Source organism: Anabaena azotica SJ-1 (genome assembly GCF_047275885.1).
Lineage (GTDB): Bacteria > Cyanobacteriota > Cyanobacteriia > Cyanobacteriales > Nostocaceae > Trichormus_B > Trichormus_B azotica_A.
Genome location: NZ_CP178454.1, coordinates 3,923,167 through 3,940,094 on the forward strand (window position 1 = coordinate 3,923,167; position 16,928 = coordinate 3,940,094).

The 16,928-nt window shown below is 47.1% G+C and carries 11 protein-coding genes and 1 pseudogene; all 12 read right to left on the reverse strand.

The features are described from left to right. Positions 1–68 precede the first annotated feature (68 nt). The 12 genes and pseudogenes from ACLLO5_RS17205 to ACLLO5_RS17260 all read right to left on the reverse strand — a co-directional run bounded on the left by ACLLO5_RS17205 (position 69) and on the right by ACLLO5_RS17260 (position 16,804). On the reverse strand, positions 69–341 hold the full coding sequence (locus ACLLO5_RS17205) for an integrin alpha (protein ID WP_413171700.1): 273 nt from the start codon (positions 339–341) through the stop codon (positions 69–71). Further along, complete coding sequence (locus ACLLO5_RS17210; RefSeq protein ID WP_413171701.1) at positions 338–2,491, reverse strand: beta strand repeat-containing protein; 2,154 nt, start codon at positions 2,489–2,491, stop codon at positions 338–340. Before ACLLO5_RS17210 ends, ACLLO5_RS17205 begins: the two co-directional genes overlap by 4 nt. Beyond that, the gene (locus tag ACLLO5_RS17215) at positions 2,442–2,990 is read right to left on the reverse strand and encodes an integrin alpha (RefSeq protein WP_413171702.1); all 549 of its coding nucleotides are present in this window, start codon (positions 2,988–2,990) and stop codon (positions 2,442–2,444) included. The genes ACLLO5_RS17210 and ACLLO5_RS17215 overlap by 50 nt, the downstream gene beginning before the upstream one ends. Before the next feature lie 666 nt (positions 2,991–3,656). Then, complete coding sequence (locus ACLLO5_RS17220; protein ID WP_413171703.1) at positions 3,657–4,079, reverse strand: M10 family metallopeptidase C-terminal domain-containing protein; 423 nt, start codon at positions 4,077–4,079, stop codon at positions 3,657–3,659. A 17-nt stretch (positions 4,080–4,096) separates the two neighbouring features. Continuing rightward, on the reverse strand, positions 4,097–4,855 hold the full coding sequence (locus tag ACLLO5_RS17225; RefSeq protein WP_413171704.1) for a hypothetical protein: 759 nt from the start codon (positions 4,853–4,855) through the stop codon (positions 4,097–4,099). Between the two features lie 107 nt (positions 4,856–4,962). Next, a complete protein-coding gene (locus tag ACLLO5_RS17230) occupies positions 4,963–8,937 on the reverse strand; it encodes a beta strand repeat-containing protein (RefSeq protein ID WP_413171705.1) in 3,975 nt (1,324 codons plus the stop codon). Positions 8,938–9,258: 321 nt separating this feature from the next. Continuing rightward, a pseudogene (locus tag ACLLO5_RS17235) lies at positions 9,259–9,372 on the reverse strand (VOC family protein); the annotation flags it as partial. A gap of 228 nt (positions 9,373–9,600) precedes the next feature. Then, positions 9,601–9,744: a hypothetical protein gene (locus tag ACLLO5_RS17240; RefSeq protein ID WP_413171706.1), complete on the reverse strand. Its 144-nt coding sequence runs from the start codon at positions 9,742–9,744 to the stop codon at positions 9,601–9,603. Further along, entirely contained in the window at positions 9,710–9,862 is a 153-nt protein-coding gene (locus ACLLO5_RS17245) for a hypothetical protein (RefSeq protein WP_413171707.1), read from the reverse strand. Before ACLLO5_RS17245 ends, ACLLO5_RS17240 begins: the two co-directional genes overlap by 35 nt. A 44-nt stretch (positions 9,863–9,906) precedes the next feature. Further along, complete coding sequence (locus ACLLO5_RS17250) at positions 9,907–14,595, reverse strand: beta strand repeat-containing protein (RefSeq protein ID WP_413171708.1); 4,689 nt, start codon at positions 14,593–14,595, stop codon at positions 9,907–9,909. A gap of 89 nt (positions 14,596–14,684) precedes the next feature. Next, a complete protein-coding gene (locus ACLLO5_RS17255) occupies positions 14,685–15,758 on the reverse strand; it encodes a TIGR03032 family protein (protein ID WP_413171709.1) in 1,074 nt (357 codons plus the stop codon). A gap of 239 nt (positions 15,759–15,997) precedes the next feature. Beyond that, the gene (locus ACLLO5_RS17260) at positions 15,998–16,804 is read right to left on the reverse strand and encodes an ADP-ribosylglycohydrolase family protein (protein ID WP_413171710.1); all 807 of its coding nucleotides are present in this window, start codon (positions 16,802–16,804) and stop codon (positions 15,998–16,000) included. Positions 16,805–16,928: the final 124 nt, after the last annotated feature.

Sequence of the window (16,928 nt, forward strand, 5' to 3'; positions counted from 1 at the left end):
ATAGTTCTAGACTACCACCTGCGCCTATAGCTGCACCACCAAACACCACATAGCTTTGCCCGGATTTGCTACCGTTGGGGTTTGCCTGGTGCGCCGATAATCAGGTCGTCAAAGCCATCACTATTGACATCCCCGGCATTACTGACAGAGCGACCAGAACGATCATCTGTGGTAATGCCGTTAATGACAAAGCCGTTGCTGCCGTTGAGGTCTGATAGGTTGAGAGCAGAAGTAAAGCCCCCACTTTTGCCAAATACCACATAGCTTTGCCCGGATTTGCTACCGTTGGGGTCTGCCCCTAATGCGCCGATAATCAGGTCATCAAAGCCGTCACCGTTCACATCCCCTGCACTGCTGACCGACCAACCAGAGTAGTCACCTGCTGTAATACCGTTAATGACAAAGCCGTTGCTGCCGTTGAGGTCTGATAAGTTAAGAGCAGAAGTAAAGCCCCCACTTTTACCAAACACCACATAGCTTTGCCCAGAGTAGCTACCATTGGGCCTGCCGCGTATGCGCCGATAATCAGGTCATCAAAGCCGTCACCGTTCACATCCCCTGCACTGCTGACCGACCAACCAGAGTAGTCATACGCCGTAATGCCATTAATGACAAAGCCGTTGCTGCCATTGAGGTCTGATAGGTTGAGGGTGGAGGTAAAGCCCCCACTTTTACCAAACACCACATAGCTTTGCCCAGAGTAGCTACCATTGGGATCTGCCGCGAATGCGCCGATAATCAGGTCGTCGAAGCCATCACCGTTGACATCCCCCGCACTGCTGACAGACCAACCAGAGTTGTCAAACGCCGTAATGCCGTTGATGACAAAGCCGTTGCTGCCATTGAGGTCTGATAGGTTGAGGGTGGAGGTAAAGCCACCACTTTTGCCAAACACTACATAGCTTTGCCCAGATTTGCTACCGTTGGGGTCTGCCGCGTATGCGCCGATAATCAGGTCGTCGAAGCCATCACCGTTGACATCCCCCGCACTGCTGACAGACCAACCAGAGTAGTCATTTGCCTTAATGCCGTTAATGACAAAGCCGTTGCTGCCGTTGAGGTCTAATAGGTTAAAAGAGGAAGTAAAGCCCCCACTTTTGCCAAACACCACATAGCTTTGCCCGGAGTAGCTACCGTTGGGATCTGCAGCGTATGCGCCGATAATCAGGTCGTCGAAGCCATCACCGTTCACATCCCCCACACTGCTGACGGAGTGACCAGAGAAGTCAAACGTTGTAATACCATTAATGACAAAGCCGTTGCTGCCGTCGAGGTCTGATAGGTTGAGGGTGGAGGTCAAGCCACCACTGTTCCCAAACACCACATAGCTTTGCCCGGAGTTGTTACCGTTGGGGTCTGCCCCTAATGCGCCGATAATCAGGTCGTCGAAGCCATCACCGTTGACATCCCCTGCACTGCTGACAGACCAACCAGAGTAGTCACCTGCTGTAACGCCGTTAATGACAAAGCCGTTGCTGTCGTTGAGGTCAAGTTCAGGGGCAGCATTACCAAACACCACATAGCTTTGCCCGGAGTCACCACCGTTGGGTTCTGCCCGGAATGCGCCGATAATCAGGTCATCTAAGCCATCACCGTTGACATCCCCTGCACTGCTGACAGCCGAACCAGAACTGTCATACGAGGTCATGCCGTTAATAGCAAAACCGTTGCTGCCGTTGAGGTCTGATAGGTTGATAGCAGAAGTAAAGCCCCCACTTTTACCAAACACCACATAGCTTTGCCCTGAGTAGCTACCGTTGGGGTCTGCCCCGTATGCGCCGATAATCAGGTCATCAAAGCCATCACCGTTGACATCCCCTGCACTGCTGACGGAGTAACCAGAGAAGTCATTTGCCTTAATGCCGTTAATGACAAAGCCATTGCTGCCGTTGAGGTCTGATAGGTTGAGAGCAGAAGTAAAGCCCCCACTTTTACCAAACACCACATAGCTTTGCCCTGAGTAGCTACCGTTGGGGTCTGCCTGTTCTGCGCCGATAATCAAGTCGTCGAAGCCGTCACCGTTGACATCCCCTGCACTGCTGACGGAGCGACCAGAGTAGTCACCTGCTGTAATGCCGTTAATGACAAAGCCGTTGCTACCGTTGAGGTCTGATAGGTTGAAGGAGGAGGTAAAGCCCCCACTTTTGCCAAACACTACATAGCTTTGCCCGGAGTAGCTACCGTTGGGGTCTGCTCGGAATGCGCCGATAATCAAGTCGTCGAAGCCATCACCGTTCACATCTCCCGCACTGCTGACAGACGAACCAGAGTTGTCATCTGCTGTAATACCGTTCATTTTGAAGCCGTTGCTGCCGTTGAGGTCTGATAGGTTGAGGGTGGAGGTGAAGCCCCCACTTTTACCAAACACCACATAGCTTTGCCCGGAGTTGCTACCGTTGGGGTCTGCCCGAAATGCGCTAATAATCAGGTCGTCGAAGCCATCACCGTTGACATCTCCCCGCACTGCTGACGGTGCGACCAGAGAAGTCATACGCGGTAATGCCATTAATAGCAAAACCGTTGCTGCCGTTGAGGTCTGATAAGTTGAAAGAGGAAGTAAAGCCCCCACTTTTGCCAAACACCACATAGCTCTGCCCGGAGATGCTACCATTGGGGTCTGCCCCTAATGCGCCGATAATCAGGTCGTCGAAGCCATCACCGTTGACATCTCCCGCACTGCTGACAGAGCGACCAAAGTTGTCAAACGCTGTAATGCCGTTAATGATAAAGCCGTTGCTGCCGTTGAGGTCTGATAGGTTGAGAGCAGAAGTAAAGCCCCCATTTTTGCCAAACACTACATAGCTTTGCCCGGAGTAGCTACCGTTGGGATCTGCCGCGTATGCACCGATAATTAGTTCGTCAAAGCCATCACCGTTGATATCTCCCGCACTGCTGACGGAAAAACCAGACAAGTCATTTGCTGTAATGCCGTTAATTTTGAAGCCGTTGCTGCCGTTGAGGTTTGATAGGTTAAAAACTGAATTAGCCATAATTTTTGTAAATGATTTTAGTGTTGGAAATAAATCAAGATTGGAATTGGGTTTCTCTATCTAAAAATTTGTTTTTTGTTTAATCCGGTCTCAACTCTGAGATGCACCTATCGTAATGACGTGCCGGATTTCATCAGTGTGAAAACCTATTGCCAAAATTTTAAGGATTTTTTTAGGGTTAAAAATACCTAAACTGAAGCTAGAAATTTGAAACTCAGCATAGACATTGGGAATCAGGTTGTTTGGTTCTTGTTCTAGTAGCTGAATATAGAAATTCACTAAATTAAGTAGGTAGGCGTTAAAAATTGTCGTTATGACAAGGCAAGAGGCAAAAAGCAAGAGAGAAGAGGTTTTTAGGTTAATTTACTTTTCTTTACATACTTTGGTTGTTTCCCATCGTTCTACTTATCAAAATTCACCGTGGCAATGGTAACAAATAGATTTTTATATTCCATATTCATTATTCATTGTTATCTGCCATTCGGGCAAGGCAGGAGGCAGAAGGGATTAATTTGATATGAAAACAACAACCTCTATGCTTTGCCCATAGGGGTTTAAGACCTGCCAAAACATTGGTAATTAGGCGATCGCATCCCACCACATTTTAAAGGTGCGATCGCTTTTTAAAATGCAACAGGCTTGTTTTAAATTTTCAACTTGAAAACATTAGAACGCAACATTTGCGGCATTAAAAGTACCTGTGATAGTCGTAAAGTTGATTTCCAGATCACCAGTGTCAAAGATGCCGTTTGCATTTAAATCCACTCGCAGTTGGCTACCAAAGACAATTGCTTCATTAGTGACTCCTCCGGCTGTAAAAGCATTGCTGGCATTAAACGAGCCAATACCGCCAGTGATAGCACTGAGAATAATCTTGTCTCCAGTAGTAGCATCAAAATCTGCGATCGTATCTCCGGCTCTAAAACGTGAGTCGCTTTGAGCATTAAATACAAAACTATCTACACCAATACCACCAATAAGTGTATCTCTGCCAGCACCACCAACAATCCTGTCATCACCACTAGTACCGATAATTGCGTCATTACCGTTACCCCCATTCAACTCAAAATTATTAGGATTGTTGATCACAGTGACATTAGAGAAATTCAGTGTATCATTGCCCCCGTTCCTACAACTTTGACATTGGTTTTACCATTGACATCAATTCGATCAACACCATTATTAAAACCAGAGGCTAATCCAATGATTGTACTATCCGCTTCTGCCAGAATAGTGCTAATGCCAGATCCATTATTAAAGCTATCAAAACCGTTTGTAATGCCACTATAAACCCAAGTTACATTGGCTAACCCAGCACTGAGATTGTCATTGCCAGCACCACCCCGAATTTTGATATTGCTGAGGTTAGAGGCAATTACTGTATCATTCCCACTATTGACATCAACTTCGGCTATGTTTGTCAGCTTTGTGTTGGTGAAGTTTAAGATATTCCCACTAGTGGAATCTTTAATGACAGTATCACCACTGCTATGACCGACAAATTCATCGACACCATTGTTATAGCCAATCACACCAATAACAGTACCAGCAGTTTCCGCTTGGGCAATTGAGTCACCGCTGCCATTAGTAAAAGTGTCAAAGCCGTTTGTAGTGCCACTATAGAGCCAAGTTACATTAGCTAACCCAGCACTGAGATTGTCATTGCCAGCACCACCCCGAATTTGCATATTGCTGAGGTTAGAGGCAATTACTGTATCATTCCCATTATTGGCATCAACTTCGGCTATGTTTGTCAGCTTTGTGTTGGTGAAGTTTAAGATATTCCCACTAGTGGAATCTTTAATGACAGTATCACCACTGCTATGACCAACAAACTCCTCCACTCCATTGTTATAGCCAATCACACCAATGACAGTACCAGCAGTTTCCGCTTGGGCAATTGAGTCACCGCTGCCATTAGTAAAAGTATCAAAGCCGTTTGTAGTGCCACTATAGAGCCAAGTGACATTGGCTAACCCAGAATTGAGATTGTCATTGCCAGCACCACCCGAATTTGCATATTGCTGAGGTTAGAGGCAATTACTGTATCATTCCCACTATTGGCATCAACTTCGGCAATGTTTGTTAATGTTGTGTTGCTGAAGTTTAAGATATTCCCACTAGTGGAATCTTTAATGACAGTATCACCACTGCTATGACCGACAAACTCCTCCACGCCATTTTGATACCCAATCACACCAATAACAGTACCGACAGTTTCGGCAACTACAGTGTCATAACCGTCATCACCAAAGAAGGTATCAAAACCATCACCAATACCTGATATCACAAAAGTATCATTACCACCGCCACCGTACATAATGTCATTGCCAGCACCACCACGAATTATGTCATGGTCGTTAACTCCACCACCCGCAGGGTTAAGGGTAGGAATCGTAGCTGTACTGCCCACACCAGAAACGCCATCACCTTGATAGCCATAAATAACATCGTTACCAGCTTGACCGTTGATGATGTTGGGCGTATTAGCACCAACAATTACTTCGCTAGAGTTAGTACCAGCAATGGTATCTGGGAGAGTAAAATTGATGGTGGTTGTAGCTACTGCACTGATATTAGAGTGGGCTTGTCCATCATCAACGACAAATTGAATGGTGCGGGCAGTAGTGTTGGGATTGGCTGCTGTGTTGAAATATTGGACAGTGCGTAAAACTTTTTGGTAGTTTGCTACTGTATCAATACCACTCAGAGTCAGCGTACCTGTCGCAAAGTTGTAGCCTGGTGTAATTGCAGTGCCTGTGGTATCAGCAAAGACAAATTCATGGAAGCCATTGAGGGGATTAGCGATCTTGATTGTAGCTTTAGTGAGGGTTGATGAATTACGGTCTACAAGACTCAGGTTACTACTCACAATCAAGACGGGACTGCCAGTAAAGTTGGCATTAAAATCAACACCTCCAACAGCACTACCACCAAGTCGAGATAGTTCTAGGCTACCACCAGCACCTATCCCCGCACTACCAAAGACCACATAGCTTTGCCCAGAGAAGTTACCGTTGGGGTCTGCCCCATTTGCGCCAATAATCAGGTCGTCAAAGCCATCACCGTTCACATCTCCCGCACTGCTGACGGAGCAACCAGAGTTGTCACCTGCTGCAATACCATTAATTTTGAAACCGTTGCTGCCGTTGAGGTTTGATAGGTTGAGGGCGGAAGTAAAGCCCCCACTTTTACCAAACACCACATAGCTTTCCCCGGAAGAGCCACCGTTGGGGTCTGCCGCTGGTGCGCCGATAATCAGGTCGTCGAAGCCATCACCGTTGACATCCCCCGCACTGCTGACAGAGCCACCAGAGTAGTCACCTGTTGTAATGCCGTTAATTTTGAAACCATTGCTGCCATTGAGGTCTGAAAGGTTGAGGGTGGAAGTAAAGCCCCCACTTTTACCAAACACTACATAGCTTTGTCCTGAGTAGCCACCGTTGGGGTCTGCCCTGTATGCGCCGATAATCAGGTCGTCGAAGCCATCACCGTTCACATCACCCGCACTGCTGACAGACCAACCAGATAAGTCATAAGCGGTAATGCCGTTAATTTTGAAACCGTTGCTGCCGTTGAGGTCTGAAAGGTTGAGGGTGGAAGTAAAGCCCCCACTTTTACCAAACACCACATAGCTTTGCCCTGAGTAGCCACCGTTGGGGTCTGCCGCTGGTGCGCCGATAATCAGGTCGTCGAAGCCATCACCGTTCACATCACCCGCACTGCTGACAGACCAACCAGAGTAGTCCAATGCGGTAATGCCGTTAATTTTGAAGCCGTTGCTGCCGTTGAGGTCTGAGAGGTTGAGAGCAGAAGTAAAGCCCCCACTTTTACCAAACACCACATAGCTTTGTCCTGAGTAGCCACCGTTGGGGTCTGCCCCTCTTGTGCCGATAATCAGGTCGTCGAAGCCATCACCGTTCACATCCCCCGCACTGCTGACGGAGCGACCAGAGTATTCATACGCCGTAATGCCGTTAATTTTGAAGCCGTTGCTGCCGTTGAGATCTGAGAGGTTGAGAACAGAAGTAAAGCCCCCACTTTTGCCAAACACCACATAGCTTTGCCCGGAGGAGTAACCATTGGGGTCTGCCCTGTATGCACCGATAATCAGGTCGTCGAAGCCATCACCGTTCACATCCCCCACACTGCTGACGGAGTGACCAGATGAGTCCAATGCGGTAATGCCGTTAATGACAAAGCCGTTGCTGCCGTTGAGGTCTGAGAGGTTGAGGGCAGAAGTAAAGCCTCCACTTTTACCAAACACCACATAGCTTTGCCCGGAGTCGTTACCGTTGGGGTTTGCCCCGAATGCACCGATAATCAGGTCGTTGAAGCCATCACCATTCACATCCCCCGCACTGCTGACAGACCAACCAGACAAGTCACCTGCTGTAATGCCGTTAATGACAAAGCCGTTGACAAGTCCCTTACCACTATTGAGGTCAAGTTCTGGGGCAGCATTACCAAACACCACATAGCTTTGCCCTGAATAGCTACCGTTGGGGTCTGCTCCTCTTGCGCCGATAATCAGGTCGTCGAAGCCATCACCGTTCACATCCCCCGCACTGCTGACAGACCAACCAGAACGATCATCTGTGGTAATGCCGTTAATTTTGAAACCGTTGCTACCGTTGAGGTCTGAGAGGTTGAGAGCGGAAGTAAAGCCCCCAGTTTTCCCAAACACCACATAGCTTTGCCCGGAGTCGTTACCGTTGGGGTTTGCCCCGAATGCACCGATAATCAGGTCGTCGAAGCCATCACCGTTCACATCCCCCGCACTGCTGACAGAGCCACCAGAGTAGTCACCTGTTGTAATGCCGTTAATTTTGAAGCCGTTGCTGCCGTTGAGGTCTGATAGGTTGAAAGAGGAGGTAAAGCCCCCACCTTTCCCAAACACTACATAGCTTTGTCCTGAGTAGCCACCGTTGGGGTCTGCCCTGTATGCCCCGATAATCAGGTCGTCGAAGCCATCACCGTTCACATCCCCCGCACTGCTGACGGAGCGACCAGAGAAGTCCCTTGCTGTAATACCATTAATTTTGAAGCCGTTGCTGCCGTTGAGGGCTGAGAGGTTGAGAGCAGAAGTAAAGCCCCCACTTTTACCAAACACCACATAGCTTTGCCCGGAGTAGCTACCGTTGGGATCTGCCGCGTATGCGCCGATAATTAGGTCGTCGAAGCCATCACCGTTCACATCCCCCGCACTGCTCACAGACCAACCAGAGTAGTCATAAGCGGTAATGCCATTAATTTTGAAGCCGTTGCTGCCGTTGAGGTCTGAAAGGTTGAGGGTGGAAGTAAAGCCCCCACTTTTACCAAACACTACATAGCTTTGCCCGGATTCGCTACCGTTGGGGTCTGCCCCTAATGCACCGATAATCAGGTCGTCGAAGCCATCACCGTTCACATCCCCCGCACTGCTGACAGACCAACCAGAGTAGTCATTTGCTGTAATGCCGTTAATTTTGAAACCGTTGCTGCCGTTGAGGTCTGATAAGTTGAGGGTGGAAGTAAAGCCCCCAGTTTTACCAAACACTACGTAGCTTTGCCCGGATTCGCTACCATTGGGGTCTGCCCCTAATGCACCGATAATCAGGTCGTCGAAGCCATCATCGTTCACATCCCCCGCACTGCTAACGGAAAAACCAGATTTGTCATTTGCTGTAATGCCGTTAATTTTGAAACCGTTGCTGCCGTTGAGGTCTGATAAGTTGAGGGTGGAAGTAAAGCCCCCAGTTTTACCAAACACCACATAGCTTTGCCCGGAGTCGTTACCGTTGGGGTTTGCCCCGAATGCACCGATAATCAGGTCGTCGAAGCCATCACCGTTCACATCCCCTGCACTGCTGACGGAATAAGCAGATTTGTCATTTGCCGTAATACCATTAATTTTGAAGCCGTTGCTGCCGTTGAGGTCTGATAGATTTAAAACTGAATTAGCCATAATTTTGGTGAATGTTTTTAGTTTTGGAAATAAATCAAGATTGGAATTGGGTTTCTCTCTCTAAAAATTGGCTTTTTGTTTAATCCCGTCTCAGAGGGTGTTTTAAAAGTTCTGGATGTGGCTTTAGGCACTTATTGATAGCGTAGCCATTCCCTTGTTAAGAGGGGTGACTGGAATCAAAGTCCCCCTTTTTAAGGGGGATTTAGGGGGTTCTAAAAGTTTTTGATACATCAATAAGGAATTTTCAAACATCCTCTCAACTCTGAGATGCACTTATCGTAATGACGTGCCGGATTTCATCAGTGTAAAAACCTATTGCCAAAATTCTGATTCATGATTTTTTTTAGGTTTAAAAATACCTAAACTGAAGCTAGAAATTTGAAACTCAGCATAGACATTGGGAATCAGGCTGTGTGGTTCTTGTTCTAGTAGCTGAATATTGAGTAATTAGGCGATCGCACCTGTAAAATCTAAGATGCGATCGCTTTTTAAAATGCAACAGGCTTGTTTTAAATTTTCAACTTGAAAACATTAGAACGCAACATTTGCGGCATTAAAAGTACCTGTGATAGCCGTAAAGTTGATTTCCAGATCACCAGTGCCAAAGATGCCATTCATTTAAATCCACTCGCAGTTGACTACCAAAGAGAATTGCTTCATTAGTTACTCCCCCGTTGTAAAAGCAGCACCGCCATTAAACGAGCCAATACCGCCAGTGATAGCACTGAGAATAATCTTGTCTCCAGTAGTAGCATCAAAATCTGCGATCGCATCACCAAGCTCTAAAACGTGAGTCGCTTTGAGCATTAAATACAAAACTATCTACACCAATACCACCAGTAAGTGCATCTCTGCCAGCACCACCAACAATCCTGTCATCACCACTAGTACCGATAATTGCGTCATTACCGTTACCCCCATTCAACTCAAAATTACTAGGATTGTTGAGAACAGTGACATTAGAGAAATTCAGTGTATCATTGCCCCCGTTCCTACAACTTTGACATTGGTTTTACCATTGACATCAATTCGATCAACACCATTATTAAAACCAGAGGCTAATCCAATGATTGTATTATCCGCTTCTGCCAGAATAGTGCTAGTACCAGATCCATTGTTAAAGCTATCAAAGCCGTTTGTAGTGCCACTATAGAGCCAAGTTACATTGGCTAACCCAGCACTGAGATTGTCATTGCCAGCACCACCCCGAATTTTCATACTGCTGAGGTTAGAGGCAATTACTGTATCATTCCCATTATTGGCGTTGAATTCGGCTATGTTTGTCAGCTTTGTGTTGCTGAAGTTTAAGATATTCCCACTAGTGGAATCTTTAATGACAGTATCACCACTGCTATGACCGACAAACTCCTCCACGCCATTTTGATACCCAATCACACCAATAACAGTACCGACAGTTTCGGCAACTACAGTGTCATAACCGTCATCACCAAAGAAGGTATCAAAACCATCACCAATACCTGATACCAGAAAAATATCATTACCACCGCCACCGTACATAATGTCATTGCCAGCACCACCACGAATTATGTCATGGTCGTTCACTCCACCACCCGCAGGGTTAAGGGTAGGAATCGTAGCTGTACTGCCCACACCAGAAACGCCATCACCTTGGTAGCCATAGATGACATCATTACCTCTTTTACCGTCAATGATGTTGATTGTATTAGTACCAACAATTACTTCGCTAGAGTTAGTGCCATTGATAGTCGTGGGTGATTGAACCGTGATGATTTGATTAGCACTGCTGACATTCCCTGCATCGTCCTTAGCTACCCAAGTACGGGTGATGGTAGAAGAAACAGTCGTATCGGAGAAGGTGATATCAACATTTAGGTCTAGGTTATCATTAGCCGTAGCTACTCCTGTCGCGGAAGTGTCCGTAGGAGAGCCAACTTCCACAATAATATTGGATGGCAGAGTCAAAACTGGCGAAGTTTTATCGACAGTTAGAGAAAAGGGATTAGCGATCGCTGATGTGTTGCCAGCAGCATCAGTTGCAGTTGCCGTAATCACGAATGTACCTTCTGTTAAGACTAAGGCAGAGGGAAGACCCAAACTCCAATTACCGGTAGCACTAGCCGTAGTCGTGCCAATGGAATTACCTGCAATGAAGACTTGCACAGTGCTGTTGGCTTCAGCATTACCGCTAAATGTTTGGGTATTGATATTAGTAATGCCGTCACTGTTGCTCACCCCTGTATCTTGGCTAATGCCAGTAATAGTTGGAGGTAGGGGTGCAGTGGTATCTGGGGGAGTAAAACTGATGGTGGTTGTAGCTACTGCACTGGTATTAGAGTGGGCTTGTCCGTCATCGACGACAAACTGAATGGTACGGGCAGTAGTGTTGGGATTAGCTGCCGTGTTGAAGTATTGGACAGTGCGTAAAACTTTTTGGTAGTTTGCTACTGTATCAATACCACTCAGAGTCAGCGTACCTGTGGCAAAGTTGTAGCCTGGTGTGATGGCAGTACCTGTGGTATCAGCAAAGACAAATTCCTGGAAGCCATTGAGGGGATTAGCGATCTTGATTGTAGCTTTAGTGAGAGTTGATGAATTACGGTCTACAAGACTCAGTTTACTACTCACAATCAAGACGGGACTGCCAGTAAAGGTGGCATTAAAATCAATACCTGCAACAGCACTACCACTAGGTTGAGATAGCTCTAGACTACCACCTGCGCCTATAGCTGCACCACCAAACACCACATAGCTTTGCCCGGAGTCGTTACCGTTGGGGTCTGCCGCGTATGCGCCGATAATCAGGTCGTCGAAGCCATCACCGTTCACATCCCCCGCATTGCTAACGGAGCGACCAGAGAAGTCACCTGTTGTAATGCCGTTAATTTTGAAGCCGTTGCTGCCGTTGAGGGCTGAGAGGTTGAGGGTGGAAGTAAAGCCCCCACTTTTACCAAACACTACATAGCTTTGCCCTGAATAGCTACCGTTGGGGTCTGCCCCTCTTGCGCCGATAATCAGGTCGTCGAAGCCATCACCGTTCACATCCCCCGCACTGCTGACGGAGCGACCAGAGAAGTCATAAGCGGTAATGCCGTTAATTTTGAAGCCGTTGCTGCCGTTGAGGTCTGATAGGTTGAGAGTGGAAGTAAAGCCCCCACTTTTCCCAAATACCACATAGCTTTGCCCCGATAAGCTACCGTTGGGGTCTGCCGCGAATGCGCCGATAATCAGGTCGTCAAAGCCATCACCGTTGACATCCCCCGCACTGCTGACGGAGATACCAGATGAGTCCAATGCGGTAATACCGTTAATTTTGAAGCCGTTGCTGCCGTTGAGGTCTGAGAGGTTGAGGGTGGAAGTAAAGCCCCCACTTTTGCCAAACACCACATAGCTTTGCCCGGAAGAGAAACCGTTGGGGTCTGCCCCACTTGCGCCGATAATTAGGTCGTCAAAGCCATCACCGTTGACATCCCCCGCACTGCTAACGGAGCGACCAGAGTAGTCGTATGCGGTAATGCCGTTAATGACAAAGCCATTGCTGCCGTTGAGGGCTGAGAGGTTGAGGGTGGAGTTGAAACTCCCACTTTTGCCAAACACCACATAGCTTTGCCCTGAGTAGCCACCGTTGGGGCTTGCCCCTGTTACGCCGATAATCAGGTCATCGAAGCCATCACCGTTGACATCCCCCGCACTGCTGACGGAGGGACCAAAGTAGTTACCTGCTGTAATGCCGTTAATTTTGAAGCCGTTGCTACCGTTGAGGTCTGAGAGGTTGAGGGCGGAAGTAAAGCCCCCACTTTTGCCAAACACCACATAGCTTTGCCCTGCCGCGAATGCGCCGATAATTAGGTCGTCAAAGCCATCACCGTTGACATCCCCTGCACTGCTGACAGAGCGACCAGAGTAGTCGTATGCGGTACCGTTAATTTTGAAGCCATTGCTGCCGTTGAGGTCTGATAGGTTGAGAGCAGAAGTAAAGCCCCCACTTTTACCAAACACCACATAGCTTTGCCCGGAGTCACCACCGTTGGGGTCTGCTCGGAATGCGCCGATAATCAGGTCGTCAAAGCCATCACCGTTCACATCCCCTGCACTGCTGACGGAGTAACCAGACAAGTCACCTGCTGTAATGCCGTTAATGACAAAGCCGTTGACAAGACGATTGCCACTATTGAGGTCAAGTTCTGGGGCAGCATTACCAAACACCACATAGCTTTGTCCGGAGTCACCACCGTTTGGGTCTGCCCTGTATGCGCCGATAATCAGGTCATCCAAGCCATCACCGTTCACATCCCCTGCACTGCTGACAGACCAACCAGAACGGTCACCTGCTGTAATGCCGTTAATGACAAAGCCGTTGCTGCCGTTGAGGTCTGAGAGGTTGAGGGTGGAAGTAAAGCCCCCACTTTTCCCAAACACCACATAGCTTTGCCCCGATAAGCTACCGTTGGGGTTTGCCCTGTATGCGCCGATAATCAGGTCGTCGAAGCCATCACCGTTCACATCCCCTGCACTGCTGACAGACCAACCAGAACGGTCACCTGCTGTAATGCCGTTAATGACAAAGCCGTTGCTGCCGTTGAGGTCTGATAGGTTGAGAGCAGAAGTAAAGCCTCCACTTTTACCAAACACCACATAGCTTTGCCCGGAGGAGTTACCGTTGGGGTCTGCCCTGAATGCGCCGATAATCAGGTCGTCGAAGCCATCACCGTTCACATCCCCTGCACTGCTGACGGATATACCAGAGTTGTCGTATGCGGTAATACCGTTAATTTTGAAGCCGTTGCTGCCGTTGAGGTCTGATAGGTTGAGAGCAGAAGTAAAGCCCCCACTTTTGCCAAACACCACATAGCTTTGCCCGGAGGAGTAACCATTGGGGTCTGCCCTGTATGCACCGATAATCAGGTCGTCGAAGCCATCACCGTTCACATCCCCCACACTGCTGACGGAGCGACCAGATGAGTCCAATGCGGTAATACCGTTAATTTTGAAGCCGTTGCTGCCGTTGAGGTCTGATAGGTTGAGAGCAGAAGTAAAGCCCCCATTTTTACCAAACACCACATAGCTTTGCCCTGAGTCGTTACCGATGGGGTCTGCCCCGGATGCGCCGATAATCAGGTCGTCGAAGCCATCACCGTTCACATCCCCTGCACTGCTGGCGGAGACACCAGAGTAGTCACCTGCTGTAATGCCATTAATAGCAAAGCCGTTGCTGCCGTTGAGGTCAAAGAGGTTGAGGGCGGAAGTAAAGCCCCCACTTTTCCCAAACACCACATAGCTTTGCCCTGAGTCGTTACCGTTGGGGTCTGCCCTGAATGCGCCGATAATCAGGTCGTCGAAGCCATCACCGTTCACATCCCCTGCACTACTGACGGAAAAACCAGAGAAGTCACCTGCTGTAATGCCATTAATGACAAAGCCGTTGCTGCCGTTGAGGTCTGAAAGGTTGAGAGCGGAAGTAAAGCCCCCACTTTTCCCAAACACCACATAGCTTTGCCCGGAGGCGTAACCGTTGGGGTCTGCCCTGAATGCGCCGATAATCAGGTCGTCGAAGCCATCACCGTTCACATCCCCTGCACTGCTGACGGAGCGACCAGAGTAGTCACCTGCTGTAATGCCGTTAATAACAAAGCCGTTGCTGCCGTTGAGGTCTGATAGATTTAAAACTGAATTAGCCATAATTTTTGTGAATGGTTTTAGTTTTGGGAATAAACAAGATTGGAATTGGGTTTCTCTCTCTAAAAATTGGCTGGTTGTTTTATCTCATCTCAAATCTCAGATGCACCTATCGTAATGACGCGCCGGATTTCATCAGTGCGAAAGCCTATTGCCATTGGTCGCCTGATTCCGGGTAAAACTGCCACGTCATAAAGTTCTTCAACTACCCCTTCTAAACGCAATGAGTGAACCACATCCCCACTTCTGAGGTCAATGACCAGTAATCCACAGCGTGGTTCGGCATTTTTCGCTTGTAATTGCTCATCTAGGGGCAATCCGCTAAAGGTTTTGTTGTGTCTGGGTCGAGATATGCCTACGACGGCAAAGTCTCCGTGAAAGGCTAAACCACGCTGATAACCTGGGCAAAAGGCCACAGGTTCAAATATTCCCCGTTCCAAATCTGCGTAACCAAATTCCCCTCTACCGGAGTTGAGTAACCACAGTTTGTCTCTATACCAACGGGGTGAGTGGGGCATGGAAAGTCCGGTGAGTATGACTTCGTTATTTTCCACATCAATGACGCATCCACCGTCTACCCGTTTATCTCGCCATCCTTCTGCCACATCACTTTGGCTGACAACAGTAACATATTTGGCTTTTCCATCTCGCAATGCCAATCCATTCATGTGGCATCTGTCTTCAGCTGCTAACTTGGAGATAAAAGGCGGCTGCCACAGGGGAATGAAACTATGGGTTTCGCTGACGGTTGCCAGACAGCTAAACAGGGTATTGACAAATACTAATTTTTGTGTATTATTTAACTCTCGCTGGAGAACAAGATCGTGGATATCTAAATCTCCAGTGATATAGCCTACTTGGGGTACATAAAGCGCGTCATAACCTTGATGATTTTGCCCTGGTTCTAAGGCATTTTCAAACCGCCATAGTTGATATAGTGTACTGATGTATAAGCTACTATCCTGAGTATACAAGCCCATACACCGATCTAGTGTCCGCTCGAATACTGACAGTTGCCCGTCTGGTTGCAAGCCGATGAAAAAAATTTTCCCAGCTTGGTAAGTGGTGAAGGCCAAACTGAGGTTTTGTTCATGTAGCCAAGGAATGAACTGCCTAGAGGCGTTGATTTCTAGGTCATTGGTAGGAGTAATGGGGATTTGAGTCATTTATGTTTTTAGTGAAAACAAGATTGATAGTTCTACTGATGAAAACCCTGATAAAGTCGATAATTCAATTACTTACTACTTAAGTGTAATCATAAATTATCTAGCAAGGCTCGCAGTCAATAAAACTCTATATCTCCTTTTTCAGATCAATAATGACTATTTAACAAAAGATGAAAAACCTAAAACCGTTACTATGCTTCTTCCTTCCTAACTCTTAGATCCTGCCTTCTTGCCTTGATTTAGGCGTAATATTGAGACATAAATTTGTCCGTAATAGTCCAAAGATGATCATCTAATTTAGTGAATATCCATTCTGCTATATGTTCTGGAACACCACCATAAAATGGTTCAGCAATACTACCTGTAATACAAGCAATGGTGTCACTATCTCCACCGATAGAAATAGCATTGCGAATTGCATCTTCAAAATCTGTTGATTCTATAAAAGCAATGATGGCTTGGGGAACAGAATTTTGACAGGAAACATCAAATTTGTAAGTTGGTCTAATGTCGTTTAAAGTTTGCTCTAAGTTATAACCAAAAGAATTTTGGATATAGGATTTGATAGCGGTCTTATCATAACCTGTACGGGCTAAAAATATAGATGCTGCTGTTGCTTGTGCGCCTTTTATGCCTTCAGGATGGCTATGAGTGACTTCGGCACTATGTCGCGCTTCTTCTAACACAATATTGAGGTCATCAAATGCAGATGCAATGGGACTGACTCGCATAGCAGAACCGTTACTCCAACTGTTGTATGGTTCTGTGCTACCAGAATTTGCCCACTTAATAAAACCACTACCATAACCAGCGTAGGGATATTCACCGTAGTAGGATTTGAATTGTTGAATATATTGTAATTTGTCAATATATTTAGTTTTATCAGGAAATTCGTCTGCATTGAGAATGACTTCAGCAACTGCAAGGGTTAATATGGTGTCATCTGTAAAATGACATCTATCGTCAAAAAGGGGAAAGTCCTTTGTTTTTATATTGTAAAACTCATAAATTGAGCCAATGATATCACCTGCGATCGCACCCAACATAACTTACTGATCTCCAGACTGTAATATTTGAGTTAGTTTTTTTCGATATCTTATTGTCTCACAGCTTAACGTAGGATAGGAACAGGGTGAAGTGCGATCGCTCTTTATGCACCTCAAACCTGTA